The following is a 25,192-nucleotide window of genomic DNA, read 5'->3' as shown; positions in this document are numbered from 1 at the left end:
CACCGTATTTGTACAATCATAAATTTCCAAATGAAAAATTGTCGTAAGAGTATATTGTGAAAATAATGGATAATACATGGAAATCTCATAGCATGATAAGGTAAAATGGACAGGATAATGAGAAAATTACCGTTCATAAGATGAGGAGATACATGTATGGAAGTTGTAGAGGCATTAAAAGATATAAGCCAAATTGAGGATATGAAAAAGTATTTAAAAGAGCACTCGCAGCGAGATTATCTTTTATTTGTTATTGGGATCAACACTGGATTAAAGATTACTGAGCTACTTAGTATGAAATTTGAAGAGGTATTAAATGAAGATGGAACTGTTAAAGAGTTTTATTCTCTTCCTGTAAAAGATGAAAAATTTAAACAAGATATTTATTTAAATACAAAAGTAAAAGAAGCCCTTTTAGAGTACGCACAATCTATTGATGCTCGAAGAGAAAACTACGTATTTCAATCTAATAAAACGACAAATTCAATCTCACGCCAACAAGCGTATCGTGTTATCCATAGCGCAGCTGAAGCGGTTGGGATTGTTGGAAAGATTGGAACGAACTCAATGAGAAAAACATTTGGATTTCATGCGTACAAAAGAGGAATAGCGATTGCGCTATTGCAAAAGCATTTTCATCACGCGACTCCATCAGAGACGCTCAAGTATTTAGGAATCTCAAAAGATGAGAAGTTTAAAACAGAGATTGATGTAGATTTGTAAAAGCCGTAACTAAAAAATTTAGGAGGCGGAAAATATGAATATTAGAGAGAGTGAACTACCGGGTATTGGTTGTAAGTTTGAAGTAATCACAAAAGGTAATGAAAAAATGGTTATCGTTATTCATGATGATGGCCGAAGAGAAATGTATCATTTTGATGCGGATCACGATGAGAGTATTTCAAGCATTTCTCTTCGTGATTCTGAAGCGAGACAAATTGCGGCTATATTAGGCGGAATGGTATATAGGCCGCAAGCGCTAGACACAATTGAGATGGCTTTTGAAGGATTATCAATTGAATGGTTTAAGGTGGAGAATCATGCACCAGTAGTACAACAAACAATTGGTAGCTTACATGTCAGAAAAACATATAACGTAACGATTATTGCTATTTTGAAAAAGAATATGAAGAAATTCTTTAATCCAGGTCCAGACTCTATTATTGAAGCTGGCGATATGCTCGTATTATCGGGTGAAAGACATGAAGTGAAAAGAATTATTAATGAATTGCTTTCAGCAGGAGGTGATTCCTAATCGATGGATACTTTAATCTTTGAAGTTGGAACTGCGTTAGTATTAGTAGCTTTTGCAGCTATCCTCGCTGCGAAGTTAAAGTTCTCGATTATTCCGTTTCTCATTATACTCGGTATGTTAGTGGGGCCTCATGCCCCAGATTTAGGACTTATCGATTTAAGGTTTATTGAAAGCGGAGAAGTTATTTCCTTCCTAGGCCGTGTTGGCGTCATATTCCTCTTATTCTATTTAGGTTTAGAATTCTCAATAAAAAAATTAATTAAATCAGGAAAGTCGATTGCTTTTGGGGGTAGTGTTCATATATCGCTTAATTTCATATTAGGTTTACTTTATGGATATGTTATGGGCTTCCCTTTATTAGAAACGTTAATTATTGCTGGAATCATTACAATTTCATCGAGTGCAATTGTTGCGAAAGTAATTGTTGATTTAAGAAGATCTGGTAATAAAGAGACTGAATTAATATTAGGAATCATTATGTTTGATGATATCTTTTTAGCTGTATATTTATCAGTCGTTTCAGGGTTAGTACTCGGTGGTGCAACATCATTTGTAGGTGCTCTTACATCGGTGTTAATCGCGGTAGGGTATATGCTACTATTCTTTGTAATCGCTAGAAAAGCTACGCCGTTTCTAAATAAAGTATTAGATATTTCGTCAAATGAAATTTTTATTATCGTAATATTCGCTATTTTATTCTTTGTAGCAGGATTTTCGGAAACGATTCATGTTGCTGAGGCAATTGGAGCATTATTGTTAGGACTCGTCTTTTCTGAAACAGAGCATAGTGATCGGATTGAGCATCTCGTCGTTCCGTTTCGTGACTTCTTTGGAGCCATATTCTTTTTCAGTTTCGGTTTAAGTATAGATCCGTTTTCACTTGGAGGAGCAGTGTGGTTGGCATTAGGAGCAGTTTTCATTACGCTCATCGGTAATTTTACAGCTGGAATGATGGCGGGACGTAAAGCCGGGTTATCGCATAAGGCTTCTACGAATATTGGTTTAACACTCGTATCACGCGGAGAGTTCTCCATTATTGTAGCCAATATCGGCATTGCGGGTGGTTTAATGGCAACGATTAAACCGTTCTCTGCACTGTACGTTTTAATATTAGCATCGTTAGGACCGTTATTAACGAAAGAGTCTTGGAGAATATATTCCTTACTAGATAAAATCTTTAAATGGAGTGCGAAAGAACGTGCGAAGCGAGAAAAAGAAGTTGGATAGTATACAAAAAGGGAGACTGCATGAACGTCATGCAGTCTCCCTTTTTTATATATTGTTGTTGATGTCGTTTTTTTTCGGTAAGTCGATAGATTCCCAAAATCACTGATATATTTTTAAGTGACAATTTATATAATTTCATTTACCGAAAAACCATTATCTGAATTTCATCAACTATTAATCAGTTGCCTTCCTATTTAAAAACGACTACAATTTTACTGTTATAGATGAACGAAAAAATAGAATAGGAGGGGAGACTATGCCAAGGAAAGTATGGCTATTAGTAGCTGGGATGATTATTAATGTCACGGGTGCTTCTTTTTTATGGCCTTTTAATACAATTTATTTGCATGATCACCTAGGGAAATCTTTATCTGTGGCCGGAATGGTATTAATGATCAACTCGCTTACTGGTGTAATCGGAAACTTGCTCGGCGGTGTTTTATTTGATAAATGGGGCGGTTATAAATCAATTTTATTAGGGATTATTATTACACTCGTATCGATTTTAGGTCTTGTGTTCTTCCACGGTTGGCCGTTATATGTTGTGTGGCTAGCATTAATCGGCTTTGGTTCTGGAATGGTCTTCCCATCGATGTATGCGATGGTCGGTACGGTTTGGCCAGAGGGCGGAAGACGAGCATTTAATGCGATGTATGTTGGACAAAACGTTGGTATTGCGATCGGAACAGCGTGCGGTGGTTTAGTTGCATCTTACCGTTTTGATTATATTTTCTTAGCTAATTTTATTTTATACTTTGTTTTCTTCTTAATTGCTTTTATTGGATTCCGTGGTATGGAAGACAAGAAAGAGCCAGGAGTGCAAAAAGAAGTCGAAACGAAAAAAGGCTGGACACTTACACCTGGATTCAAAGCACTTCTTATCGTATGTGTAGCATATGCTTTATGCTGGGTTACATATGTACAGTGGCAAGGGGCAATTGCAACACATATGCAGGAATTAAATATTAGCCTCCGCCATTATAGTTTATTATGGACGATAAACGGAGCGATGATTGTTTGTGCGCAGCCACTAGTTAGTATGCTAATTCGCTGGATGAAGCGTTCTTTAAAACAACAAATTATGATTGGAATCGTCATTTTTGCGGCGTCATTCATTGTATTAAGTCAAGCGCAGCAATTTACGATGTTCCTCGTTGCGATGGTAACATTAACAATTGGTGAGTTATTTGTATGGCCAGCAGTTCCGACCATTGCAAATATACTTGCGCCAAAAGATAAGTTAGGATTTTATCAAGGCGTTGTAAATAGCGCAGCGACTGTAGGGAAAATGTTCGGACCGGTCGTTGGCGGAGCAATTGTTGATTTATACAATATGGAAGTATTGTTTATAGCAATCATGGTAATGCTTGTAGTAGCGATTATTGCAACGAGTATGTATGATAAACGAGTAAAAGTAGAAGAAACAGTTGAAGAAAAAATTGCAGTTTAGTTTGACGGAACATGTAACATGTTTTAGAATATATTTAAATAAAACAACCTTTGGAACAAGGGAGATAGCTCGGCTGTCCTAAGACTAATTCGTTAGTTATGAAGAGTAACGATTAACCGAGAAGCCTTAGCTTCAAGTAAGCTCTTTAGAGATACGAAGTGATGGGTAGTTCACATTAACTTATATTTGTAATAACAGTGAGAAGGAGTAGTAGTAATAGAAGCTGGTTTAGAGAGTTGACGGTCGGTGCAAGTCAATCCACGTTTCGTTATGAACTCGCCTTTGAGTTGCAGTTGTGAAACTAATAGTAGCAATTGCCGTTAATCCACGTTACGGATCTAAGCGAATGTATATTTGTACATTAATTTAGGGTGGTACCGCGGGAATCTATAACCTCTCGTCCCTTTCTAGGGATGAGAGGTTTTTTGTATTTTGGGCGGTGAAAATAAATAGAATTTCAAGGAGGGTATCTCATGAGCTTTAATCATCAAAATATTGAGAAGAAGTGGCAAGGGTACTGGGAAGAGAATAAAACATTCCGTACGCCAGATGAGACAGAAAAACCAAAATTTTATGCACTAGATATGTTCCCATATCCATCAGGTGCAGGCCTACACGTAGGACATCCAGAAGGTTATACAGCGACAGATATTTTATCTCGTATGAAGCGTATGCAAGGATATAACGTTCTTCATCCAATGGGATGGGATGCATTCGGTCTTCCAGCAGAGCAATATGCACTTGATACTGGAAACAGCCCGGCAGAATTTACAGAGCTTAATATTAATACGTTCCGTAATCAAATTAAAGCATTAGGTTTCTCTTACGATTGGGATCGTGAAGTAAATACAACAGATCCAAACTACTACAAGTGGACACAATGGATCTTCCTAAAACTATTTGAAAAAGGCTTAGCTTACGTTGATGAAGTACCTGTAAACTGGTGCCCAGCACTTGGTACAGTACTTGCAAATGAAGAAATCATTGACGGTAAGAGTGAGCGCGGTGGACATCCAGTTGAGCGTCGTCCGATGAGACAGTGGATGTTAAAAATTACAGCTTACGGAGATCGTCTATTAGAGGATCTAGATGAGCTTGATTGGCCAGAAAGCTTAAAAGATATGCAACGTAACTGGATCGGTCGTTCTGAAGGTGCAGAAGTACACTTCAACATCGATGGTACAGACGAGAAATTCACAGTTTTCACAACGCGTCCTGATACACTATTTGGTGCGAGCTACTGTGTACTTGCTCCAGAGCATGCGCTTGTTGCAGACATTACAACAGCAGAGCAAAAAGAAGCTGTAGAAGCTTACATTAACTCTGTTAAAATGAAGAGCGATTTAGAGCGTACAGAACTTGCGAAAGAGAAAACTGGTGTATTCACTGGTGCTTACGCAGTTAACCCAGTAAACGGTGAGAAATTACCAATCTGGATCGCTGATTACGTTCTTGCAACTTACGGAACAGGTGCTGTAATGGCAGTTCCAGCTCACGATGAGCGTGATTATGAATTCGCATCAGTATTCAATCTTCCAATGAAGGAAGTTGTAAAAGGCGGAGACATTACGAAAGAAGCATACACAGGTGATGGTGCACACGTAAACTCAGCATTCCTTGATGGTTTAAATAAAGAAGAAGCAATCGTAAAAATGATTGAATGGCTTGAAGTAACGAGCGCAGGAAATCAAAAAGTAACGTACCGTCTACGTGACTGGTTATTCAGCCGTCAACGTTACTGGGGTGAGCCAATTCCAGTAATCCACTGGGAAGATGGCACAATGACAGCTGTGAAAGAAGAAGAATTACCATTAGTTCTTCCGAAAACAGAAAACATCCGTCCTTCAGGTACAGGTGAATCACCACTTGCTAACATTGAAGAGTGGGTAAACGTTGTTGATCCTGAAACTGGTAAAAAAGGTCGTCGTGAAACGAATACAATGCCACAATGGGCTGGTAGCTGCTGGTATTACCTACGTTACATCGATCCAAACAATAGCGAAGCACTTGTAGATCCTGAAAAAGTAAAACAATGGCTTCCAGTTGATATTTATATCGGCGGAGCAGAGCACGCTGTACTTCACTTACTATATGCTCGTTTCTGGCATAAAGTATTATATGATATCGGTGTAGTTCCAACGAAAGAGCCGTTCCAACAATTATTCAACCAAGGTATGATTCTAGGTGAAAACAACGAGAAAATGAGTAAATCAAAAGGTAACGTTGTAAACCCTGATGATATCGTAGCAAGCCATGGTGCAGATACACTTCGTCTATACGAAATGTTCATGGGACCGTTAGATGCTTCGATTGCTTGGTCTGAAAATGGTCTTGACGGAGCTCGTCGTTTCCTAGACCGCGTATGGCGTCTATTCGTTCAAGATAATGGTGAATTAAGTGAGAAAATTACTGATGCACCAAATAAAGAGCTTGAAAAAGCTTACCACCAAACAGTGAAGAAAGTAACAGAAGACTATGCAGAGCTTCGCTTCAACACAGCGATTTCTCAAATGATGGTATTCATTAACGATGCATATAAAGCTGAAACACTTCCGAAAGAATATGTAGAAGGTTTCGTAAAAATGATTGCACCAGTTGCACCTCACATCGGGGAAGAACTATGGAGCAAACTTGGATACAATGAAACAATCACATATGCAAGCTGGCCAACATTTGATGAGTCTAAACTTGTAGAAGATGAAGTTGAAATCGTTGTTCAAATTATGGGTAAAGTTCGCGCAAAACTAACAATGAGTAAAGACGCATCAAAAGAAGAAATGGAACAACTTGCACTTGAAGCAATTCAAGACCAAATTGAAGGGAAAACAGTTCGTAAAGTAATTGTTGTTCCTGGAAAACTTGTTAACGTTGTTGCAAACTAATGTATTTTTAAAAAAGCTCAGAGCATCTATGCTCTGAGCTTTTTTGTGTAGAAAATAATTTCAGGATCTCCTTCATCTAAATTTTCAACTATTCCACTACGTACAAATCCATTCGTACTAAAAACTTTCTGCATACTATCGTTTGATTCGTTTGTCGAAGAAAAGATTTTTTGAGTAGGAGAATGACTTAACATATATGAGATTAACGAGCTTGCATAGCCGTGCCTTCTTTTCGCTGGCGAAACGATGATTAATGAGAGGAAAGTACAATCAAAGAAATTTGTATCGTATGTTAGAAAACCAGAGATAGAATTGTTCTCTTTTACAATGATGCATCTGCCCTCATTGATAGTATGTTTAATATAATCTCGTCTACTATCATCTCCGATTACATCAATATCTATATGTAAGATTGCATCTAAGTCATTGATAGAAGCCTTTGTTACGTTTTTCAATGGAAATACCTCCTAAAAAAATATTCAGTTAATTAATTTTAGCATGAAAGAAGAAAAAGGAGCGGAATTCCCATACAGACAAACACCTATTTTTCTATAGGAAATATGATAAAAAAGGTAGGCTAAATTGAGTAGAAGAGGTGAAAGGAATGAAAGGGATGGACAATAATGCACCACATGGTTTCTTCGGAGGCGAATCGGACAGTTATACACAAATGATATTAATGGGAGGAGCTGGCCAACAAGGGTACGGTGGAATTCCGAGCTGGATGGGTGGAGCAGCAGGAGGATTCCCAACATCGGTAGCTGGCATGCAAACTGGAATGCCTACATCAATGGGGGGATTTTCGACATCAGGGGCTGGAATGCCTACAGTAACAGGAGGATTTCCGACATCAGTAGCTGGCGTACAGACAGGATTTCCAGTAGGAGCACCAACTACATTTCCTTCTTTCGTTGGAGGAGTGCAGACCGGATTTCCGGTACCGGGAGTAGGTGTTGTAGCTGGAGGAATAGGTGGGTATCCGCAAGTTATTCACGGTCATCATGGACATCACCACCATCAAGGTCAACACGGTCATCATGGACACCATCATCACCAAGGCCAACATGGCCATCATGGACACCATCATCACCATCATCAACAAGGCCAACACGGTCACCATGGTCATCAACAACAAGTACATCACCACGGTCACCACCACATTCATCCGCAAGCTGTTCTTTATCAAACGCACCAAGGCCAGCACGGTCATCAAGGTCAGCACGGTCATCAAGGTCATCAAGGTCATCAAGGTCAGCACGGTCAGCACGGTCACCATGGTCATCAACAACAAGTACATCACCACGGTCAGCACGGTCATCAAGGTCAACACGGTCACCAAGGCCAACACGGTCAACATGGCCAGCAGGGTCAACAACACCCACAATATCAGCAATATCAACAACAGCAACAATCTTCTCCTTGGGCAGGTGGAATTGGAACGGGAGCAGCAGGAGCAGCGGCAGGAGCAGCTAGCATTAGTGGAGCAGCAGGACACGCGGGACACGTGGGTCATTAATGAATCGCAGGAAAAAAGACATAATAAAAAACTGCTAGGAAATCCTAGCAGTTTTTTTCAGCTTCTTTGCGCTGACGTTCGATTTCAGCACGAAGTTGTGGTTCTGGTGCTTGCCAGCCTTCTGGTTTTAGAATTTTGCCGTCACCTTCACGGAATCGAGGTTTTCCATCAGGGAATAGTTTTGCCATGTTTGCGTTATTTACAATTTCGAATCCTTTATCAGGACGTACGCCCATTTCGGCAAACGTTCCGAATGCAAAGTAAATAAGGTCAATTAGTGCATCATATTGATCTTCAACAGTCGTCGCTTCTAGAAATTCTTCTAGCTCTTCTTGCATAAAACTTGCACGGATTTTTGCACGCTCTTCTGTTAGTTTTGTTGGAGTATTTGTCACAGGATGTCCGAACTCTTCATGCATTTTTGCAACAAGTTCGTACCCTTTATCTAAACCTTTTTCGTTTGTCATGTTGTTTCATCCTTTCTCGCTTTGTCCGAATCTCATTGTAACATAGGGTGATTATGAAATGAAAAGGGACTGTTCAAAAGTTTCATCTTTTAGTTAAGATAGCGATAGTGAAAGATTATATCGACTTAATGACAAAACCCGTTAAAAAGAAAGCCATCCCGCAATACTCTTGGGACAGCCCTGCTCGTTATTTTTCTTCTTTTATTAAAATGGATAAAATAAGATCGATGCCAAACATACCAACGAGCAACATTGGTATAACGACAAGTAAATAACGTGTGAAGGAAACATTTTTTAAGTATGTATGAGCAAATAAAAAGACGCCGAGAAATAAAATACCATTTAAAATAGGCTTTACTAATTTTTTAGACATAAGCTCCCCCATAAATATCTTCTCTCTCTATCTAAAATAAAAACTCCTCTATCCGTTGTATCATGCTGGAGAGAGGAGTTCAATCATTTCTCATTCGATTACACCAGAATTTGTAATATTAACGGTGTATTTTACTTTAATTGGCACATCTTTGTACATTTTTCGCCACTCTTCTAATTTAAATGGACGATAATGTTGTCTATATTTTGCTCCAAGTCCAAGAGGGTCAACATTTAAGGATTTAAACTGTTTAATTAGTTTTGTAGCTTTTGCATCTAACTGTTTCTCAACCGCTTTCGCTATTTTTTGCGTGTTCTTTTTATTTTCTAAGTTGAATTTTCGAGATAATTCTTGAATACGAGCTTCCATTTTCACATGAATATAGAAAGACGGTTTTCCATTTTTTATAGTTACTTCGTAGGTAGGAACGGAACGGATGTTATTAATCATTGCATAGCCAGGATTGGTTTTAAATTCATGTGAATCTAGGCGGTGCTTTTCTAGCAGTCCTTTGAAAACAAACATATCGTGGTACTTAATTGTGCCGACTAACTTATCCTTTTTCAAGAGACCGATACCAGTAATCTTTATTTTATCTCCATGTTTTTTTAGGATAGGCATATAGGAATCCTGTCCTTCACGGTAGTACCTGAAGGCGCCTAAATACAAATTGTCAGTTGGCAAAGGCCCAGTGTCCATATTATGTTCTAACATTTTTTTTATATAAATCGCAACATTGTAAGAGGTACTATATTTTCCTTTAAATAGTTCAGTACCACTGCCTTCTAATAGTCCAACATACAGTGAGTTACCAATATTCACATCTCGAATCAATGTATCAAAGGAAGTTGATAATCCTTTTTTAGCAATCTTTGTTGTGAATAAGGCAACACGCATTTGACCGCTTGCGAACGGTTGCGAAGATTCTAAAGATGTATCTGCCTTTACTTGTTTTACTGCGTTTCCTGTTCCTTCATAGACTTGAACTTTATTTCCCTTTTTTTGTACGGGGCAAACGAATGTAACTTTTACTTTATTATCTTTTGCTGTATCGAAGGCAGTTCCTTGAATGAGCTGAACATCATCAATAATATTTTTTTGTAAACAACCAGTTAGACTGAAGACACTGATGCAAATAAGAAGTATTAATTTTCTTTTGATTTTTTCCATTGTTTTTTCACCCACACAATAATAAATAGAATTGGGATGTATACATAGATAAGCCAAAAACTAACTTTAGATACATTGCTAATAAAATCATTAATATCATGCCTGTTCGTTAGAAGTTGTGAAACAACTAAGGTGATAAGCATAAATGCGATTAAAATACCTCGTTGCTTCACACGAAAGATTTCATGCGTTCCTCTAGTTGCGGCCCATAAAGGTAGGATAAAGCTGGTAATAATAACGAGAGCATAACCAGAAATAGCAATATACTCAAGTCGCTCAATAAAAGGAAGCTTAATAACTTGTGTCATGGACAGTTGAGACCAGATTGTTTTGAGTAGTTGTTTTTCGCTAAAGAATGTAAAAGCGAGAATGGTACTAAACAAATATAGAATATTGGAAAATAATGCCCCGTATTGTGCGAATTTATGGGATTTCTCTGGCTCTTTAACAAATGGATAAATCATCAGGAAAATTTCAAATCCTGTCATGCTATAAATAGATAGTTGAGCTGCTTTCAAAATATCGGTAAAAGAATGTGAAAATATTGGAAGTAAGTTATCCCAATGTGAGAATTTTAAAATGAAAAGGCTTAGAAAAAGATAACCTAATGTCCCACCAACAGAAATAACACAAATTCCTGCAATAACGCGAAAACCTGATGAAATAATGTAATAACTTATTAAACATAAAAAGAATGTGAGCATCCAGGTGGATGCACTAGGAAACATCCACACTTGAATGATTTCGACATAAGTTCTAACAACAGAAATGCTTACAATAAAAAAATAAATCATAAAAAGGATACTAATACCATTTCCAATCCATTTTCCAAAAAGTTGTTTGTGTAAATCAATTAAGTTTCCCTCTACATTTTTTAATGAATAATACATCATCCAGATGAGAATATGAATAATGATTCCTGTGAGGAGAACCCCCATCCAGCCGTCGTATCCAGCAGCTTTTGCAATAATTCGAGCGAACCCGAGAACACCAGCACCAAACTGTGCACTGTGAATTAAGAAGAAAACAAAGATAGGAGATATTTGATATTTTTCTTGAACTTTACTCATCAATGCACCTCATTTCTTACTCATCGAAGTCTGATCTATGTTTTGTTGAAATTCCTTTTGCTGCTTTTTTTACATGTTGTGGTCTTGCTTGTACATCTCTTGTATCAATCATTGTTAAAGGAAAACGAATCCAAGAATCCTTAACGGATTGTTGTCTTGTCGGATAAAACAAAGCGTACGGTTTACGTAAGGAAGTAAGCCTGAATAGATGAGTAAATAAAAAGATAAATCCAAGAGAAATCCCGAAGAGCCCTCCTATTTCTGCGAATGCTAGAAACGGAAAACGTAGTAATCGAACTGCATTACCCATTTTATAAATAGGTGTAATAAAGGAAGCAAGTGCTGATAAGGCAACGATAATTAATAAAATGTTACTCGTTAAACCAGCTTGTACAGATGCTTGTCCGATTACGATACCGCCTACAATACCGAGTGTTTGACCAACTTTCATCGGTAACCTCGCGCCAGCCTCTCTTAATAAATCGATTGCGAGTTCTAAAAAGAGTGCTTCAATTAAAGGTGGGAACGGTACTTGCGCCCTTGATAAAATCAAAGTTTCAAGTAAATCACTCGGAATGAGTTCATAATGATAATTTAAAACTGCAACATATAAAGGTGTAGCACAGATTGAAAATAGAACAGCGATAAGGCGTAAAATGCGTGAAAATGTAGCGTATAACCAAGAGACGTTATAGTCTTCTGGTGAAATGAAAAAATCGAAATAGGATACAGGTGTTAGTAAAACGCTTGGAGAACCATCCACAAAAATAGCAATTTTCCCATCAATGAGTGCTTTTGTCACTCTATCAGTACGTTCTGTATTGATATAGAGAGGGAAAATCGACTTTTCACCCATTAGTTCTTGTATATAAGCACTATCATTAATTTGATCATATTCAAGAGCACGTAATGACTCCTCGAGAAAATCTACATTATCTTTTTCGGCGAGGTTGTCTAAATACATCATGACAACTTTCGTTTTGGAAAATTCGCCGACAATCATTTCTTTTGTTTGTAAATCTAAAACAGGAAGGCGTTTTCGTACTAAATTAATATTCGTATCAATAGCTTCTACAAAGCCTTCTTGTGGACCGATAACTGTTGATTCATTTAATGGAGGGCTTGGTGCCCGGTAAGTATCAATTGCAATGTTTGCAAGCATACACTTTTGATCTTGCTGATTCAATTGAATAATCGCATGTCCCTTTAAAACCATGTCCTCAATTTTTTGTAAGTCGTTCGTAATTGTAATACCACTCATCGGAATATGTTCTTTTAGCTCTTCTAATGAAGTACAAGGTCGTTCTAACAGAATAGGCATTAAATATTTCTGTAATTTCTCTCCATCAAGTGAAGGACGATAGTAAGAAATCCAATAAGGCATCGTTTCATCATCAGATGTGTGATAATTAACAAAATCACTAGACTGTTTAAGCTTTGCTATTAAATCTTGTAGAGAATGAATACGGTCTTTTTCTGGTTTCGTAAAATCATAAATACTATTATTTCCAGAGTTTTGCTGTTTATCTTGAGATGAGTTATCTTGCTTAGAGCTTTGCTGTTGATCTTGGGCCGAGTTGTCTTGTTTAGAATTTTGTTGCTGATTCTGATCCGAGTCGTTTTGCTTAGAGTGTTGTTGCTGATTCTGATCGGAGTCGTTTTGTTTAGAGTGTTGCTGATTCTGATCCGAGTCGTTTTGTTTAGAGTGTTGTTGATTCTGATTCGAGTCGTCTTGTTTAGAATTTTGTTGTTGATTCTGATCCGAGCCGTTTTGCTTAGAGTGTTGTTGTTGATTCTGATCCGGGTCGTTTTGTTTAGAGTGTTGCTGATTCTGATCGGAGTCGTTTTGTTTAGAGTGTTGTTGATTCTGATCCGAGCCGTTTTGCTTAGAGTATTGTTGTTGATTCTGATCCGGGTCGTTTTGCTTAGAGTGTTGTTGCTGATTCTGATCGGAGTCGTTTTGTTTAGAGTGTTGCTGATTCTGATCGGAGTCGTTTTGTTTAGAGTGTTGTTGATTCTGATTCGAGTCGTCTTGTTTAGAATTTTGTTGTTGCTGCGGATCCTGAGAAGGCTCTTTGTGTTCCTCTTTTTTTTGTTCGCTATTGCTATCTTTATTATGTTTCATACTTCTAGTCTGTTCTTTGTTATCATCCTCTTGATTGTTAGGCTGTTGCTCCGAGTTATCTGTTTCGTTTTTCTCTGTCGTATTTGATTTTTTTTTCTTACGTAGCCAATTCCAGATCATATGTATGCCCTCTTTGATTGTGTAATATAGTGCTATTTTGTGGCTAATTTTGTATATTATTCATTTATTTATGAAAAGAAGGAGGAGAATGGTTTGCATAGAAAAAATCCTTTAGTAAGCAGTTCATACTATGACGGGAAGAGGGCGAGTCTGTGCAATTTGTAAAAAAAGAAAAATTTGTTTTAAGAGAGTTTACGTTTGAAAATGGTAGGGGAATTCCTGTTCAAATGGGGTATGAGACGTATGGTACTTTAAATAGAGAAAGGTCAAATGCAATTTTGGTATGCCATTATTTTAGTGCAACGAGTCACGCGGCAGGAAAATATACAGCGCATGATGGGGAGTCTGGTTGGTGGGATGGTTTAATTGGGCCGGGAAAAGCAATTGATACAAATAAATATTTTGTTATATGCACTGATAATCTTTGTAATGTGCAGGTGAAGAACCCTTATGTGTTTACAACGGGACCGAAATCGATTCATCCGAAAACTGGAGATGAATATGCGATGGATTTTCCGGTTTTTACATTTCTTGATGTAGCTCGTATGCAATATGAGTTAATAAAAGATATGGGAATCTCAAGGTTACATGCTGTAATGGGACCGTCAGCTGGTGGGATGATTGCGCAGCAATGGGCTGTTCATTATCCTCATATGGTAGAGCGGATGATTGGTGTTATTACGAACCCGCAAAATCCAATTATTACGTCGGTAAATGTAGCACAAAATGCAATTGAGGCTATTCAACTGGATCCAAGTTGGAAGGGCGGAAAATATGGAGAAGAGCAGCCAATGAAGGGACTTCATTTAGCAAATAGAATGATGTTTATGAACGCATTTGATGAGCATTTTTATGAAACAACATTCCCTCGTAATAGTATAGAAGTAGAACCTTATGAAAAGTTTTCGATATTAACATCATTTGAGAAAGAAATAAATAAAGTGACATATAGAAGTATAGAGTTAGTAGATGCAAATTCGTGGATATACACTGCGAAAGCAGTTTTATTACATGATATTGCGCATGGATTTTCGTCTTTAGAAGAGGCACTGTCTAACATAGAAGCAAATGTACTTATGATTCCGTGCAAACAAGATTTGCTTCAGCCGTCACGTTATAATTATAAAATGGTAGACATTTTGCAAAAACAAGGGAAGTATGCGGAAGTGTATGAGATAGAAAGTATAAATGGGCATATGGCGGGAGCATTTGATATTCATTTATTTGAAAAGAAAGTTTATGAATTTTTAAATCGGAAAGTATCTAGTTTGGTGTAGAGAATAAATGGTGTGAAAAAGGTGCGATGTATGTAGTAGGCACCTTTTTTTACATGATTTGTAGACGGAAAATATAAGTGGCAATTGCTATACCGAAGAATGCGATACTAAGCAATAGAAATAAGAATGACATTTCTTGTGGTGATTTTATCTTTTTATTATTCTTCATACTAAGTGCAATAATTGCGGCGATTAAGAAAATGATGCCCGTAATGAAAAGAAAAAGTGTCATTTTCATTGGCTCCTTTCATAAAACAAGTATATTGAGGATACAATGCACGAGTTATGTTTGTAAAGAATAAGTTTTGCAGGAAAATTGAGAAATAAAATTTCCAATCTTTGCGTTCTTTCTTTCGCATGCTAAAATTGATGAGAAATGGTTGTTTAAAGAAGAGATTAAAGGTTTTATTGTATATAAGGAGGAACGACATATGACAGAAGTTAAAATAATTACTACAGAAGAAGTGCAAGAGCGTTTAGAAAGTGGAGAAACGTTATTTTTAGTAGACGTAAGGGAAGATGAAGAAGTAGCAGCAGGGAAAATTCCAGAAGCTGTACATATTAAAATGGGTGATATCCCAAATAAAGTAGATTTCTTTGATAAAGAGAATGAATATATCTTTATTTGTCGCTCGGGAATGCGCAGTGAAAATGTATGCCATTATTTAAATGAGCAAGGATTTAAAACAATGAACATGGTTGGCGGTATGCTTCAATATGAAGGTGAAACGAAATAAGTAGCTAAAAAACTTGAAACGTGTTTGTTTCAAGTTTTTTTCTTTTGCATACAGTGTACAAAAGGGGGATAGGTAAATGGGGATTAACTTGCGGAAAGTAAAAATTATTAATAATACAGGGGCTGTTAATGTTGGTGACTGTTATGATATCTCACCTTTAGCTGTAGCGAAAATATATGCAGGTGCTGGAGGATCGAGTGCAGCTATTTTTTTAAATGGGAAAAGACAGTCAGAAGCAGTGATTAGAACATCAGTGTTTCTTCCGCCATTAGCAACGAGTACACGTACATTAGGTTCATAGAGGAAAGGTAGAGTGTAATTATGCCTGCTCGTATAAAAGAGTTTATTATTGTGAATAACACTGGGAATATATTTACCGGTGATAATTTGAGTGATACGTCCTTTACTGCTACGAAATCGTATAGTGGTTCAATGGGGTGTACTTGGATTGATGTTGTTACAGTAATAGGAACGGAGACAAAGCTTTGTTTACAGCCTGGAGATTCGGTGACGACAACATATACACGAGGTACTCCGGCTGGTACTGTAACAGGAACAAATATGGGGCAAGGTACAAATGTATCGGGTATAGCACAAGCCGTCCCAAATACAGATAATTTGGATTCAACTGCTGGACTCCCTTAAAGAATTAAGGGAGTTTTTATTATTTCAAATAAAAATAGTCTTGGAGATTGTTTTTGTAAATACACATTAAGAAGAGGTTTGTTTAATGTAAAAAAGATAGTGTGTAGGTGGTGAAAGTGTGAGAGAGCGCGATAAACAAAATTCATTAAACTCTAATTTCAGAATTTCACCAAATCTTATTGGGCCTACCTTTCCTCCCGTTCCAACGGGATTTACTGGTATTGGGATTACTGGTCCAACCGGCCCGCAAGGTCCGACTGGACCACAAGGACCAAGGGGATTTCAAGGTCCGATGGGAGAGAGGGGCCCGACAGGACCTCAAGGAGTGCAAGGGATTCAAGGGCCAGTTGGACCAATGGGGGCAACAGGACCAGAAGGACAGCAGGGGCCACAAGGATTGAGGGGACCAAAAGGAGAAACGGGAGCGACAGGACCAGAAGGAGTGCAAGGGTTACAAGGTCCGATTGGTCCGACCGGAGCGACTGGGGCACAAGGTATACAGGGGATACAGGGGTTACAGGGGCCGATTGGAGCTACCGGGCCAGAGGGACCTCAAGGAATTCAAGGAGTGCAAGGGTTACCGGGAGCAACAGGTCCACAAGGAATACAAGGAGCGCAAGGGATACAAGGCCCACAAGGACCGAGTGGAAGTGCGGGGACAACAGGAGCAACTGGTCAAGGGGTTACAGGCCCAACTGGAATAACAGGCCCAACTGGAATAACAGGTCCAACAGGGATAACGGGTCCATCTGGAGGACCACCAGGTCCGACAGGGGCAACTGGTGCGACAGGTCCAGGAGGTGGACCGAGTGGAAGTACAGGTGCGACGGGAGCAACGGGAAATACAGGGGTAACAGGAAGTACAGGTGTAACTGGAGTAACGGGAAATACAGGACCGACTGGAAGTACAGGAGAAACAGGAGTACAGGGATTGCAAGGAATACAAGGGGTTCAAGGGCAAATTGGACCAACAGGTCCAGAAGGTCCGCAAGGTATTCAAGGTATTCCGGGTCCGACGGGCATAACTGGTGAACAAGGAATACAAGGAGTTCAGGGAATTCAAGGGATAACAGGGGCAACTGGAGATCAAGGTCCGCAAGGTATACAGGGGGCTATTGGACCACAAGGTGTGACCGGAGCAACTGGTGATCAAGGTCCACAAGGAATTCAAGGGGTACCAGGTCCAACAGGAGAAACGGGACCACAAGGAGTTCAAGGGATTCAAGGCCCGATGGGTGAGATCGGACCAACAGGACCAGAAGGACCAGAAGGACTTCAAGGTCCGCAAGGAATACAAGGGGTGCCAGGACCAGCTGGAGCAACCGGTCCAGAGGGTCCGCAAGGTATACAGGGAATTCAAGGGCCAATAGGAGCAACCGGTCCAGAAGGTCAACAAGGAATTCAAGGAATTCAAGGGGTTCAAGGTGTAACAGGAGCAACAGGAGCACAAGGAGCAACTGGAATTCAAGGTGTACAAGGGAATATAGGTGCAACAGGTCCAGAGGGCCCGCAAGGAGTGCAAGGTACTCAAGGGGAAATAGGCCCAACAGGTCCAATGGGAGCACAGGGCGTGCAAGGTATTCAAGGAATTCAAGGTCCAACGGGTGCGCAAGGAGTGCAGGGGCCACAGGGAATTCAAGGGGGCCAAGGTCCGACGGGAGCAACAGGAGATACGGGCGTAACTGGTGCGACAGGGGAAGGAACTACAGGCCCAACTGGAGTAACCGGTCCAACAGGGGTAACTGGTCCTTCTGGAGGACCAGCAGGACCGAGTGGTCCAACGGGGCCATCAGGTCCGACGGGAGTGACAGGTCCATCCGGTGGACCACCTGGACCGACAGGAGCAACCGGGGAGACAGGAGCAACTGGAGATACCGGGGCGACAGGCTCAACTGGAGTGACAGGAGCGACAGGAGAAACAGGAGCAACTGGGGTGACGGGCTTACAGGGACCCCAAGGAATTCAAGGTGTGCAAGGAATCCAAGGTCCAACAGGCGCGCAAGGAGTGCAAGGGCCTCAAGGGATACAAGGAGTAACGGGAGCAACAGGAGATCAAGGTCCACAGGGAATCCAGGGTCCGCAAGGAATTCAAGGTCCAACCGGTCCACAAGGAATTCAAGGAGATCAAGGCCCCCAAGGAATCCAAGGTGTGACAGGGGCAACCGGAGCACAAGGTCCGCAGGGAATTCAGGGGATACAAGGGGTGCAAGGTCCGACTGGTCCACAAGGCCCAACCGGAATTCAAGGTGTTCAAGGAGAAATAGGGCCAACCGGTCCGCAAGGCGTGCAAGGATTGCAAGGTCCACAAGGCCCAACAGGGGATACTGGGGCAACCGGAGCACAAGGCCCGCAAGGAATTCAAGGAATTCAAGGTCCACAAGGCCCAACGGGATCCACTGGAGAAACCGGAGCGACAGGTCCTCAAGGGATTCAAGGCCCCCAAGGAATCCAAGGTCCAACGGGAGTAACAGGCTCCCAAGGCCCAACAGGGTCCACTGGTCCAACCGGTTCGCAAGGAATTCAAGGTCCAACAGGCCCAACTGGAGCGGGAGCAACCGGGGCCACGGGAGCAACGGGTGTGACCGGAGTTAGTACAACTGCAACGTACTCATTTGCAAATAATACATCAGGAAGTGCTATTTCTGTTCTGTTAGGTGGTACGAATGTACCGTTACCGAACAATCAAAATATTGGACCAGGGATCACTGTTAACGGTACGAATACTGTATTCACAGTTGCGAATGCAGGGAATTATTATATAGCTTATACAATTAATATAACGGCAGCTTTACTCGTAAGTTCACGTATAACTGTAAACGGGGTTCAACTTGCAGGAACCGTTAATTCACCAGCAGTAGCTACAGGTTCGTTTAATGCGACAATCATTGCTAATTTGCCTGCTGGAGCCGCTATTAGTCTGCAGTTATTTGGATTACTTGCAATAGCTACATTATCTACGACAACACCAGGAGCTACGCTAACTATTATTAGGTTAAGTTAATAGGGAGAAAACCTTGGGGCTTTTATGCTTCAAGGTTTTTTATCTCGCATTAATTGCCCGTAAAAGCCCGATTGGTGAGGGCTGATTAAAGTTTCACTTTATCTAGTTATTTGTAGGTAGTCTAATTGGTTAGGAAAGTTTCACTTTATTCACTTGAGCAAAAACATCGCAGTTCGAAAATATATTATAATAGAATGAAAAGAGAGAAATTTGGCAGAAAGGGAGGGTGGCGATGCAGGAGATGGTTACAGATTTTTTTGGACGCCCACTTCAAGATTTGCGCATATCTGTCATTGATCGTTGCAATTTTAGATGTACATATTGTATGCCAGCGGAAGTTTTTGGGCCAGATTATGCTTTTTTGAAAGATGAGTTTTTACTGACGTTTGATGAAATTGAACGTTTGGCAAAACTATTTGTTAGCATCGGTGTACGAAAAATTAGACTTACTGGTGGCGAGCCACTGCTGCGTAAAGATTTAACAAAACTTATTGCACGTCTCGTGAAAATTGAAGGGTTAGTAGATATAGGGTTAACGACAAATGCAATTCATTTAACGAAACAAGCAAAAGCATTAAAAAAAGCTGGATTACATAGAGTAAATGTTAGTTTAGATGCAATAGATGACGATGTATTTAAGGATATTAATGGCCGGAATATCAATACGAAACCTGTTATAAAGGGAATTATGGCTGCAAAAGAAGCTGGGCTTGATGTAAAGGTAAATATGGTTGTGAAAAAAGGAATGAACGACCATCAAGTACTTCCGATGGCTGCTTATTTTAAAGAGCAAGGAATCACACTTAGGTTTATTGAGTTTATGGATGTTGGTAGTACAAATGGATGGAACTTTGACCAAGTCGTTACAAAGCAAGAATTAATTGAAATGATTCATAGTGTGTATCCACTTGAGCCAGCTGAAGCGCATTATTTCGGTGAAGTTGCGAAGCGATATCGTTACGTTGGAACAAATGTCGAAGTCGGTTTTATTACTTCTGTTTCAGAGTCATTTTGTTCCTCTTGTACGAGAGCAAGAATTTCGGCAGATGGAAAGTTTTATACTTGCTTATTTGCGACAGAAGGATTGGATGTAAGGGAGCTTCTTAGAGGAAATCTTTCAGATGATGAGTTAGTAAGCGTTATACAAAATGTATGGATGAATAGAAAAGACAGGTATTCGGATGAACGGACAGAAGAAAGTGCAAAGAATCGTCCGAAAATTGAAATGTCTTATATAGGAGGATAAGAAAGGGGGCTATCGTATGCAGGAGCGATATTCAAGACAAATATTATTTTCTGGTGTTGGAGAAGAAGGACAGAGAAAAATTAGAGAGAAGCATGTGCTTATTATCGGCGCTGGTGCTCTCGGTGCAGCGAATGCAGAAGCAATTGTTAGAGCAGGTGTTGGCAAAATAACAATTGCGGATCGTGATTATGTAGAATGGAGTAATTTACAAAGACAACAATTATATACAGAAGAAGATGCAAAGCAATATAAACCAAAGGCGGTAGCAGCGGCGGAGCATTTAAAAGCGATTAATTCTGAGGTGGAAATAAACCCGGTTGTGACGGATGTAACAGTGCAAGAAATGGAAGCGTTAGTGAATGATGTAGATTTAATATTAGATGCGACAGATAATTTTGAAACACGTCTTCTTATTAATGATATTTCACAAAAGTATAATATTCCGTGGATATATGGTGGTTGTGTCGGAAGCTACGGAGTAACATATACAATTTTACCAGGAAAAACACCGTGTTTCCGCTGTTTAATGGAACATCCAGCGAGCGGGGCAACATGTGATACGGCGGGTATTATACAGCCGGCCGTGCAATTAGTAGTTGCACATCAAATAACGGAAGCGCTGAAAATATTAGTAGAAGACTATGGGGCGCTTCGCGAAACGATGTTATCGTTTGATCTTTGGAATAATCAACAGATGGCATTTAAAGTGAATAGGCAGAAAAAAGACACATGTTTATCTTGCGGAAGATTACGTACATATCCGAGTTTAACATTTGAAGCACAAACGAAAACAGAAGTGTTATGTGGCCGAAATACAGTACAAATCCGTCCAGGTGTGCGGAATGAATTTAATTTAGAAGAAATTAAAAAGCGCTTACAAAGAAGTGTGAATGTAAAAGCTACTCCGTATTTATTATCCTTTCCGGTGGAGGAATTTCGTTTTGTTTTATTTACAGATGGCAGGGCGTTTATTCATGGGACGAATGATATAAATGTAGCAAAACGCTTATATGCAAGATATATAGGTTGAACCTAAAGGGAGCCCTTTAGGTTCAACGGAGAGAAGATTAAGACTTTCTCGTATAATCTCCACTTTTTCCACCTGTTTTTTCAAATAAGTACGTTTCGCCAATAATCATACCTTTATCAACAGCTTTGCACATATCGTACACAGTAAGAGCTGTAGCGGAAGCAGCTGTTAAAGCTTCCATTTCAACACCGGTGCTACCTTCTGTTTTAACTTTTACTTCAATAAGTAATCGATATTGTTCTTCGGATTGTTTCCAATCGAAAGAAACGTCAACACCTTTTAATAATAAAGGATGGCACATTGGGATAATATCAGAAGTGCGTTTCGCAGCCATAATACCTGCGATTTGTGCAACTGCTAGTACGTCACCTTTCCCAATTTCATTGTGAGAGATTTTATCGTAAATTTCTTTTGTAACGACAATGCTAGAGCACGCAATTGCTGTTCGAACGGTTGCTTTTTTGTCACTTATATCAACCATCTTCGCGCGTCCTTGGTCATTAAAGTGTGTGAATGAAGACATGGAATTCCTCCTTGAAGTAATTTCTATTTAATATATAAAGTTTAATCGAGATAAAAAAAATTGCAAATATGGGGTGAGAAACGATGGTAGAAAAACGAATTCCGATTCAAGTTGCTGAGGCAGTAAAGAGAGTAATGGAATATACGAAGAATGGTGAAGTAGAAGAAGTTTCTATTGCGGAAAGTTACGGGAGAATTCTTGGAGAGGATGTTGTCTCTGATCATGACGTTCCTCATTTTGATCGGTCTCCTTACGATGGTTTCGCAATTCGAGCAGAAGATACGAAAGAAGCAAATCAAGAGAATGCGATTGAGTTTGAAGTAATAGGAGAAATCGGAGCAGGATCTGTTTTTTTAGATGAAGTAGCGCCTTTTAAAGCGGTTCGTATTATGACGGGAGCAGCTATTCCAGAGGGATGTAATGCAGTCGTAATGCTAGAGCTGACGGAGGGGTTTGAGAAGAACGGAAAAACATATATGAAGGTAAAGCGTCCTTTTCATAGTGGTGACAATGTGTCATTTAAAGGGGAAGATATAAAGCAAAATCAAGTTCTCGTTAAGAAAGGTGTTGCAATTAATCCAGGTGTTGCGGCCTTATTAGCGACGTTTGGATATAGTACTGTGAAAGTTGTAAAACAGCCTGTTGTTGGTATCGTGACGACAGGAAGTGAATTGTTAGAAGTACATGAGTCGTTACAGCCGGGGAAAATTAGAAACAGTAACTCTTATATGATTGCAGCTCAAATTATGAAAGCCGGAGGGAAAGTTCGTTATTATGGCCAACTTGCTGACGAGTTAGATGCATGCTTTGCAGCTGTTCAATCGGCGATGGATGAGGTTGATATTTTAATTACGACAGGCGGTGTGTCGGTAGGAGATTATGACTACTTGCCGGCCATTTATGAAAGATTACAAGCGAATGTACTCTTTAATAAAATAGCAATGAGACCAGGAAGTGTAACGACAGTAGCTGAAGTTGATGGGAAGTTACTTTTCGGTTTATCAGGGAATCCATCAGCTTGCTACGTAGGCTTTGAGTTATTTGTGCATCCGGTTATAAAAACATATTTGTATGTGAAAGAGCCTCACGTATATAGAGCTGATGCTATTTTGCAAAAAGATTTTCCAAAGCCAAATCCATTTACTCGTTTTGTAAGAGCAAAGGTAACAATCGCGGAAGGGGTATTACAAGCGATGCCGGTCGGTTTAGATAAATCGAGTGCGGTTTCTTCACTTGCCGATGCGAATGCTTTTATTGTGTTGCCTGGAGGAACGAGAGGATTTGAGGCAGGGATGAAAGTAACTGTATTGTTGTTAGAGCACGCCGAGGGATGTGATTGGCCATGGGAAAAACCCCTTCAATCTTACAAATAGTAGGGTATCAAAATAGCGGGAAAACAACGCTTGTTGAGAAAATAGTGCATGCGTTAGCTGAACAGAAAATGAAAGTTGCTGCCATTAAACATCACGGGCACGGAGGTTTTCCAGAAGTAGCGCAAAAAGATAGTGAAAGGCACCGAAAGGCTGGTGCTGTTGTCAGTAGTGTAGAAGGCGCTGGATTACTTTCACTGTCGTCATTAAGAGAGGAATGGTCCTTGCAAGAAATTATTCGCTTATATGAGTTTTTTGAAGTGGATACAATTTTAATAGAGGGCTATAAAAAAGAGAGCTATCCGAAAGTAGTGTTACTTCGTTCTGCGGAAGACGTTGAACTTTTACATAAAGTAGAAAATATAGTAGCGATTATTACGTGGCATGATGCTCCCGCAAACTTACGAGAAGAATATAAAGTATTTCATATAACAGAAGAAGAGTTGTATATAGACTGGTTTATACAAACGGTAAGGAGTACGAAATGACAAATACGTATTATGAAGTAATTGATACAGAAATCTCGATTGAAGAGGTAGCGAAGAAGGTTATTCGCCGCGAATGTGGTGCTGTTACAACATTTATTGGAACGGTTAGGGAGTTTACGAAAGGGCGTCGTACATTATACTTAGAATATGTCGCTTATAAAACGATGGCAGAAAAGATGCTAGAGAAAATTGGCTCAGAAGTGAAAGAGAAGTGGCCAGGTACACACGTTGCGATTACACATCGCATCGGTACACTGCAAATTTCTGATATCGCGGTTGTTGTTGCTGTTTCAACACCGCATCGTAAAGCGGCTTATGAGGCGAATGAATACATTATGGAACGCATAAAACAAATTGTTCCGATTTGGAAAAAGGAGTTTTGGGAAGATGGAGACTCATGGATTGGTGATCAATTAGAGAAAACACCATATCCGGCGGGAGAGCCTGGGAAGGAGCTATAAGTATGATTCGAGTATTGTTATTTGCGTACTTGCAAGAGGAAGCAGGAACAAGTGAGTTACAAATAGAGAAAGAAAATATTACGGTTGCAGAGTTAAAAGATGTTGTTGCTAAAGAATATAATGTACCAATGGCAGCATCAATTATGGTTGCGATTAATGAAGAATATGCAAATGAAGATGACACGATCCGAGATGGTGATGTTGTTGCACTAATCCCACCAGTGAGCGGTGGTTAATATTGGATTCATTAAAACGACTTTCCTACATAGGGAAGTCGTTTTTTTATGGAAGTTTTGCGAACACTAACTTATAGAACAAGGAGGGTGTTATGAAAAAAATATGTGTAGTTATTACAACGCTATGTGCAATCTTTTTTTCTTCTCCAAGTGATTCTTTTGCGAAAGAATCTAGGGAACAGCTGTTAGAGAGTGCATTATCGAATAGGTACTATTCAGTTATTAGGCAAGTGACAGAAGATCAATATGAGTGTGCTTCAGTTATAAATATAAAGCGTCTCGGTAAGAAAGATGAGTTCGTTCCTAGATTTGAAGTCACGCTACAATTTCTTACGTTCCAAGGTGCACATAATCCGCCGAATGATAAAGTTACACTTACTTTGGAAGATCATTTAGATCACGTGAAAATAAAGAAGGTGGAGCGAGAAAAGAATGTTTCTGGTGCTATTGAAGAAAAGGTTTGTGAACGGGAAAAAGAAAAAATAAAAGCGCACTCTAATGATTCAGAGTGATAACTTATGAC

General features: G+C 39.6%; 26 protein-coding genes and 1 other annotated feature. Of the genes, 18 read left to right on the top strand and 8 right to left on the bottom strand.

Features of this window, described 5'->3' with window-relative positions:
• The first annotated feature begins 156 nt into the window (after window positions 1-156).
• The 5 genes from DN393_RS16225 to leuS all read left to right on the top strand — a co-directional run bounded on the left by DN393_RS16225 (window position 157) and on the right by leuS (window position 6,814).
• A complete protein-coding gene (locus DN393_RS16225) occupies window positions 157-723 on the top strand; it encodes a tyrosine-type recombinase/integrase (RefSeq protein ID WP_064474516.1) in 567 nt (188 codons plus the stop codon).
• A gap of 34 nt (window positions 724-757) precedes the next feature.
• Window positions 758-1,255, top strand: a complete 498-nt coding sequence (locus DN393_RS16220; protein WP_048540799.1) for a cation:proton antiporter regulatory subunit — start codon at window positions 758-760, stop codon at window positions 1,253-1,255.
• Between the two features lie 3 nt (window positions 1,256-1,258).
• On the top strand, window positions 1,259-2,482 hold the full coding sequence (locus DN393_RS16215) for a cation:proton antiporter (RefSeq protein WP_048540797.1): 1,224 nt from the start codon (window positions 1,259-1,261) through the stop codon (window positions 2,480-2,482).
• Between the two features lie 256 nt (window positions 2,483-2,738).
• Complete coding sequence (locus tag DN393_RS16210) at window positions 2,739-3,932, top strand: MDR family MFS transporter (protein ID WP_064474517.1); 1,194 nt, start codon at window positions 2,739-2,741, stop codon at window positions 3,930-3,932.
• A 188-nt stretch (window positions 3,933-4,120) separates the two neighbouring features.
• Window positions 4,121-4,340 (top strand) — a binding site (T-box leader).
• A 65-nt stretch (window positions 4,341-4,405) separates the two neighbouring features.
• The gene (leuS, locus tag DN393_RS16205) at window positions 4,406-6,814 is read left to right on the top strand and encodes a leucine--tRNA ligase (protein ID WP_064474518.1); all 2,409 of its coding nucleotides are present in this window, start codon (window positions 4,406-4,408) and stop codon (window positions 6,812-6,814) included.
• Window positions 6,815-6,840: 26 nt separating this feature from the next.
• On the opposite strand, the gene DN393_RS16200 is transcribed toward leuS, so the two are convergent.
• The gene (locus tag DN393_RS16200; protein WP_064474519.1) at window positions 6,841-7,269 is read right to left on the bottom strand and encodes a GNAT family N-acetyltransferase; all 429 of its coding nucleotides are present in this window, start codon (window positions 7,267-7,269) and stop codon (window positions 6,841-6,843) included.
• 149 nt (window positions 7,270-7,418) lie between these two features.
• On the opposite strand from DN393_RS16200, the gene DN393_RS16195 reads away from it, so the two are divergent.
• Window positions 7,419-8,330: a hypothetical protein gene (locus DN393_RS16195; RefSeq protein WP_149173684.1), complete on the top strand. Its 912-nt coding sequence runs from the start codon at window positions 7,419-7,421 to the stop codon at window positions 8,328-8,330.
• A gap of 44 nt (window positions 8,331-8,374) precedes the next feature.
• Here the strand turns inward: DN393_RS16195 and DN393_RS16190 are convergent, their stop codons facing one another.
• The 5 genes from DN393_RS16190 to DN393_RS16170 form a co-directional block, all read right to left on the bottom strand.
• Window positions 8,375-8,797 carry a pyrophosphohydrolase domain-containing protein gene (locus DN393_RS16190; RefSeq protein WP_048562049.1) on the bottom strand — a complete coding sequence of 141 codons (423 nt, stop codon included), beginning with the start codon at window positions 8,795-8,797 and terminating at the stop codon, window positions 8,375-8,377.
• 187 nt (window positions 8,798-8,984) lie between these two features.
• On the bottom strand, window positions 8,985-9,170 hold the full coding sequence (locus DN393_RS16185; RefSeq protein ID WP_000038782.1) for a hypothetical protein: 186 nt from the start codon (window positions 9,168-9,170) through the stop codon (window positions 8,985-8,987).
• Window positions 9,171-9,260: 90 nt separating this feature from the next.
• Window positions 9,261-10,340 (bottom strand): Ger(x)C family spore germination protein, encoded by a 1,080-nt coding sequence (locus DN393_RS16180; RefSeq protein ID WP_088047661.1) that lies wholly within the window; start codon window positions 10,338-10,340, stop codon window positions 9,261-9,263.
• Complete coding sequence (locus tag DN393_RS16175) at window positions 10,316-11,410, bottom strand: spore germination protein (RefSeq protein ID WP_064474522.1); 1,095 nt, start codon at window positions 11,408-11,410, stop codon at window positions 10,316-10,318. The genes DN393_RS16180 and DN393_RS16175 overlap by 25 nt, the downstream gene beginning before the upstream one ends.
• Window positions 11,411-11,426: 16 nt before the next feature.
• Complete coding sequence (locus tag DN393_RS16170) at window positions 11,427-13,655, bottom strand: spore germination protein (RefSeq protein WP_098101737.1); 2,229 nt, start codon at window positions 13,653-13,655, stop codon at window positions 11,427-11,429.
• A gap of 152 nt (window positions 13,656-13,807) precedes the next feature.
• On the opposite strand from DN393_RS16170, the gene DN393_RS16165 reads away from it, so the two are divergent.
• Window positions 13,808-14,932 carry a homoserine O-acetyltransferase family protein gene (locus tag DN393_RS16165; protein WP_064474523.1) on the top strand — a complete coding sequence of 375 codons (1,125 nt, stop codon included), beginning with the start codon at window positions 13,808-13,810 and terminating at the stop codon, window positions 14,930-14,932.
• A 49-nt stretch (window positions 14,933-14,981) separates the two neighbouring features.
• Here the strand turns inward: DN393_RS16165 and DN393_RS16160 are convergent, their stop codons facing one another.
• On the bottom strand, window positions 14,982-15,164 hold the full coding sequence (locus DN393_RS16160) for a hypothetical protein (RefSeq protein WP_000171896.1): 183 nt from the start codon (window positions 15,162-15,164) through the stop codon (window positions 14,982-14,984).
• A 199-nt stretch (window positions 15,165-15,363) separates the two neighbouring features.
• On the opposite strand from DN393_RS16160, the gene DN393_RS16155 reads away from it, so the two are divergent.
• The 6 genes from DN393_RS16155 (at window position 15,364) to DN393_RS16130 (ending at window position 21,591) form a co-directional block, all read left to right on the top strand.
• Window positions 15,364-15,669: a rhodanese-like domain-containing protein gene (locus DN393_RS16155; RefSeq protein WP_064474524.1), complete on the top strand. Its 306-nt coding sequence runs from the start codon at window positions 15,364-15,366 to the stop codon at window positions 15,667-15,669.
• A gap of 76 nt (window positions 15,670-15,745) precedes the next feature.
• Window positions 15,746-15,970, top strand: coding sequence for a spore germination protein (locus tag DN393_RS16150; protein WP_064474525.1), 225 nt, complete (start codon window positions 15,746-15,748; stop codon window positions 15,968-15,970).
• A gap of 20 nt (window positions 15,971-15,990) precedes the next feature.
• Entirely contained in the window at window positions 15,991-16,314 is a 324-nt protein-coding gene (locus DN393_RS16145) for a hypothetical protein (RefSeq protein ID WP_064474526.1), read from the top strand.
• A gap of 118 nt (window positions 16,315-16,432) precedes the next feature.
• Window positions 16,433-19,315, top strand: coding sequence for a BclA-related collagen-like exosporium protein (locus tag DN393_RS16140; protein ID WP_149173683.1), 2,883 nt, complete (start codon window positions 16,433-16,435; stop codon window positions 19,313-19,315).
• Between the two features lie 232 nt (window positions 19,316-19,547).
• Window positions 19,548-20,561 carry a GTP 3',8-cyclase MoaA gene (moaA, locus tag DN393_RS16135; RefSeq protein WP_064474528.1) on the top strand — a complete coding sequence of 338 codons (1,014 nt, stop codon included), beginning with the start codon at window positions 19,548-19,550 and terminating at the stop codon, window positions 20,559-20,561.
• A 16-nt stretch (window positions 20,562-20,577) separates the two neighbouring features.
• A complete protein-coding gene (locus DN393_RS16130) occupies window positions 20,578-21,591 on the top strand; it encodes a molybdopterin-synthase adenylyltransferase MoeB (RefSeq protein WP_064474529.1) in 1,014 nt (337 codons plus the stop codon).
• A gap of 37 nt (window positions 21,592-21,628) precedes the next feature.
• On the opposite strand, the gene moaC is transcribed toward DN393_RS16130, so the two are convergent.
• Window positions 21,629-22,114 (bottom strand): cyclic pyranopterin monophosphate synthase MoaC, encoded by a 486-nt coding sequence (moaC, locus tag DN393_RS16125; RefSeq protein ID WP_000094144.1) that lies wholly within the window; start codon window positions 22,112-22,114, stop codon window positions 21,629-21,631.
• Between the two features lie 83 nt (window positions 22,115-22,197).
• On the opposite strand from moaC, the gene DN393_RS16120 reads away from it, so the two are divergent.
• The 5 genes from DN393_RS16120 to DN393_RS16100 all read left to right on the top strand — a co-directional run bounded on the left by DN393_RS16120 (window position 22,198) and on the right by DN393_RS16100 (window position 25,181).
• Window positions 22,198-23,487, top strand: coding sequence for a molybdopterin molybdotransferase MoeA (locus DN393_RS16120; protein ID WP_064474530.1), 1,290 nt, complete (start codon window positions 22,198-22,200; stop codon window positions 23,485-23,487).
• The gene (gene mobB / locus DN393_RS16115; RefSeq protein WP_064474531.1) at window positions 23,457-23,972 is read left to right on the top strand and encodes a molybdopterin-guanine dinucleotide biosynthesis protein B; all 516 of its coding nucleotides are present in this window, start codon (window positions 23,457-23,459) and stop codon (window positions 23,970-23,972) included. Before DN393_RS16120 ends, mobB begins: the two co-directional genes overlap by 31 nt.
• A complete protein-coding gene (moaE, locus tag DN393_RS16110; RefSeq protein WP_000185929.1) occupies window positions 23,969-24,433 on the top strand; it encodes a molybdopterin synthase catalytic subunit MoaE in 465 nt (154 codons plus the stop codon). The genes mobB and moaE overlap by 4 nt, the downstream gene beginning before the upstream one ends.
• A gap of 2 nt (window positions 24,434-24,435) precedes the next feature.
• Entirely contained in the window at window positions 24,436-24,669 is a 234-nt protein-coding gene (moaD, locus tag DN393_RS16105) for a molybdopterin converting factor subunit 1 (RefSeq protein WP_064474532.1), read from the top strand.
• Between the two features lie 92 nt (window positions 24,670-24,761).
• The gene (locus tag DN393_RS16100) at window positions 24,762-25,181 is read left to right on the top strand and encodes a DUF3888 domain-containing protein (RefSeq protein WP_149173682.1); all 420 of its coding nucleotides are present in this window, start codon (window positions 24,762-24,764) and stop codon (window positions 25,179-25,181) included.
• Window positions 25,182-25,192: the final 11 nt, after the last annotated feature.

It is taken from the genome of Bacillus sp. BPN334 (assembly GCF_008368885.1).
GTDB lineage: Bacteria > Bacillota > Bacilli > Bacillales > Bacillaceae_G > Bacillus_A > Bacillus_A wiedmannii.
This window is presented reverse-complemented; position numbering and strand designations above follow the sequence as displayed.

Bases quoted from the DNA above. Each gene is read 5' to 3' on its own strand.
- DN393_RS16155 (WP_064474524.1), top strand. From the start codon at position 15,364: ATGACAGAAGTTAAAATAATTACTACAGAAGAAGTGCAAGAGCGTTTA.
- DN393_RS16225 (WP_064474516.1), top strand. From the start codon at position 157: ATGGAAGTTGTAGAGGCATTAAAAGATATAAGCCAAATTGAGGATATG.
- mobB (WP_064474531.1), top strand. From the start codon at position 23,457: ATGGGAAAAACCCCTTCAATCTTACAAATAGTAGGGTATCAAAATAGC.
- DN393_RS16210 (WP_064474517.1), top strand. From the start codon at position 2,739: ATGCCAAGGAAAGTATGGCTATTAGTAGCTGGGATGATTATTAATGTC.
- DN393_RS16195 (WP_149173684.1), top strand. From the start codon at position 7,419: ATGAAAGGGATGGACAATAATGCACCACATGGTTTCTTCGGAGGCGAA.
- moaC (WP_000094144.1), bottom strand. From the start codon at position 22,114: ATGTCTTCATTCACACACTTTAATGACCAAGGACGCGCGAAGATGGTT.
- DN393_RS16120 (WP_064474530.1), top strand. From the start codon at position 22,198: ATGGTAGAAAAACGAATTCCGATTCAAGTTGCTGAGGCAGTAAAGAGA.
- DN393_RS16130 (WP_064474529.1), top strand. From the start codon at position 20,578: ATGCAGGAGCGATATTCAAGACAAATATTATTTTCTGGTGTTGGAGAA.
- moaD (WP_064474532.1), top strand. From the start codon at position 24,436: ATGATTCGAGTATTGTTATTTGCGTACTTGCAAGAGGAAGCAGGAACA.
- DN393_RS16150 (WP_064474525.1), top strand. From the start codon at position 15,746: ATGGGGATTAACTTGCGGAAAGTAAAAATTATTAATAATACAGGGGCT.
- moaA (WP_064474528.1), top strand. From the start codon at position 19,548: ATGCAGGAGATGGTTACAGATTTTTTTGGACGCCCACTTCAAGATTTG.
- DN393_RS16100 (WP_149173682.1), top strand. From the start codon at position 24,762: ATGAAAAAAATATGTGTAGTTATTACAACGCTATGTGCAATCTTTTTT.
- leuS (WP_064474518.1), top strand. From the start codon at position 4,406: ATGAGCTTTAATCATCAAAATATTGAGAAGAAGTGGCAAGGGTACTGG.
- DN393_RS16185 (WP_000038782.1), bottom strand. From the start codon at position 9,170: ATGTCTAAAAAATTAGTAAAGCCTATTTTAAATGGTATTTTATTTCTC.
- DN393_RS16190 (WP_048562049.1), bottom strand. From the start codon at position 8,797: ATGACAAACGAAAAAGGTTTAGATAAAGGGTACGAACTTGTTGCAAAA.
- DN393_RS16180 (WP_088047661.1), bottom strand. From the start codon at position 10,340: ATGGAAAAAATCAAAAGAAAATTAATACTTCTTATTTGCATCAGTGTC.
- DN393_RS16215 (WP_048540797.1), top strand. From the start codon at position 1,259: ATGGATACTTTAATCTTTGAAGTTGGAACTGCGTTAGTATTAGTAGCT.
- DN393_RS16160 (WP_000171896.1), bottom strand. From the start codon at position 15,164: ATGACACTTTTTCTTTTCATTACGGGCATCATTTTCTTAATCGCCGCA.
- DN393_RS16145 (WP_064474526.1), top strand. From the start codon at position 15,991: ATGCCTGCTCGTATAAAAGAGTTTATTATTGTGAATAACACTGGGAAT.
- moaE (WP_000185929.1), top strand. From the start codon at position 23,969: ATGACAAATACGTATTATGAAGTAATTGATACAGAAATCTCGATTGAA.
- DN393_RS16170 (WP_098101737.1), bottom strand. From the start codon at position 13,655: ATGATCTGGAATTGGCTACGTAAGAAAAAAAAATCAAATACGACAGAG.
- DN393_RS16220 (WP_048540799.1), top strand. From the start codon at position 758: ATGAATATTAGAGAGAGTGAACTACCGGGTATTGGTTGTAAGTTTGAA.
- DN393_RS16175 (WP_064474522.1), bottom strand. From the start codon at position 11,410: ATGAGTAAAGTTCAAGAAAAATATCAAATATCTCCTATCTTTGTTTTC.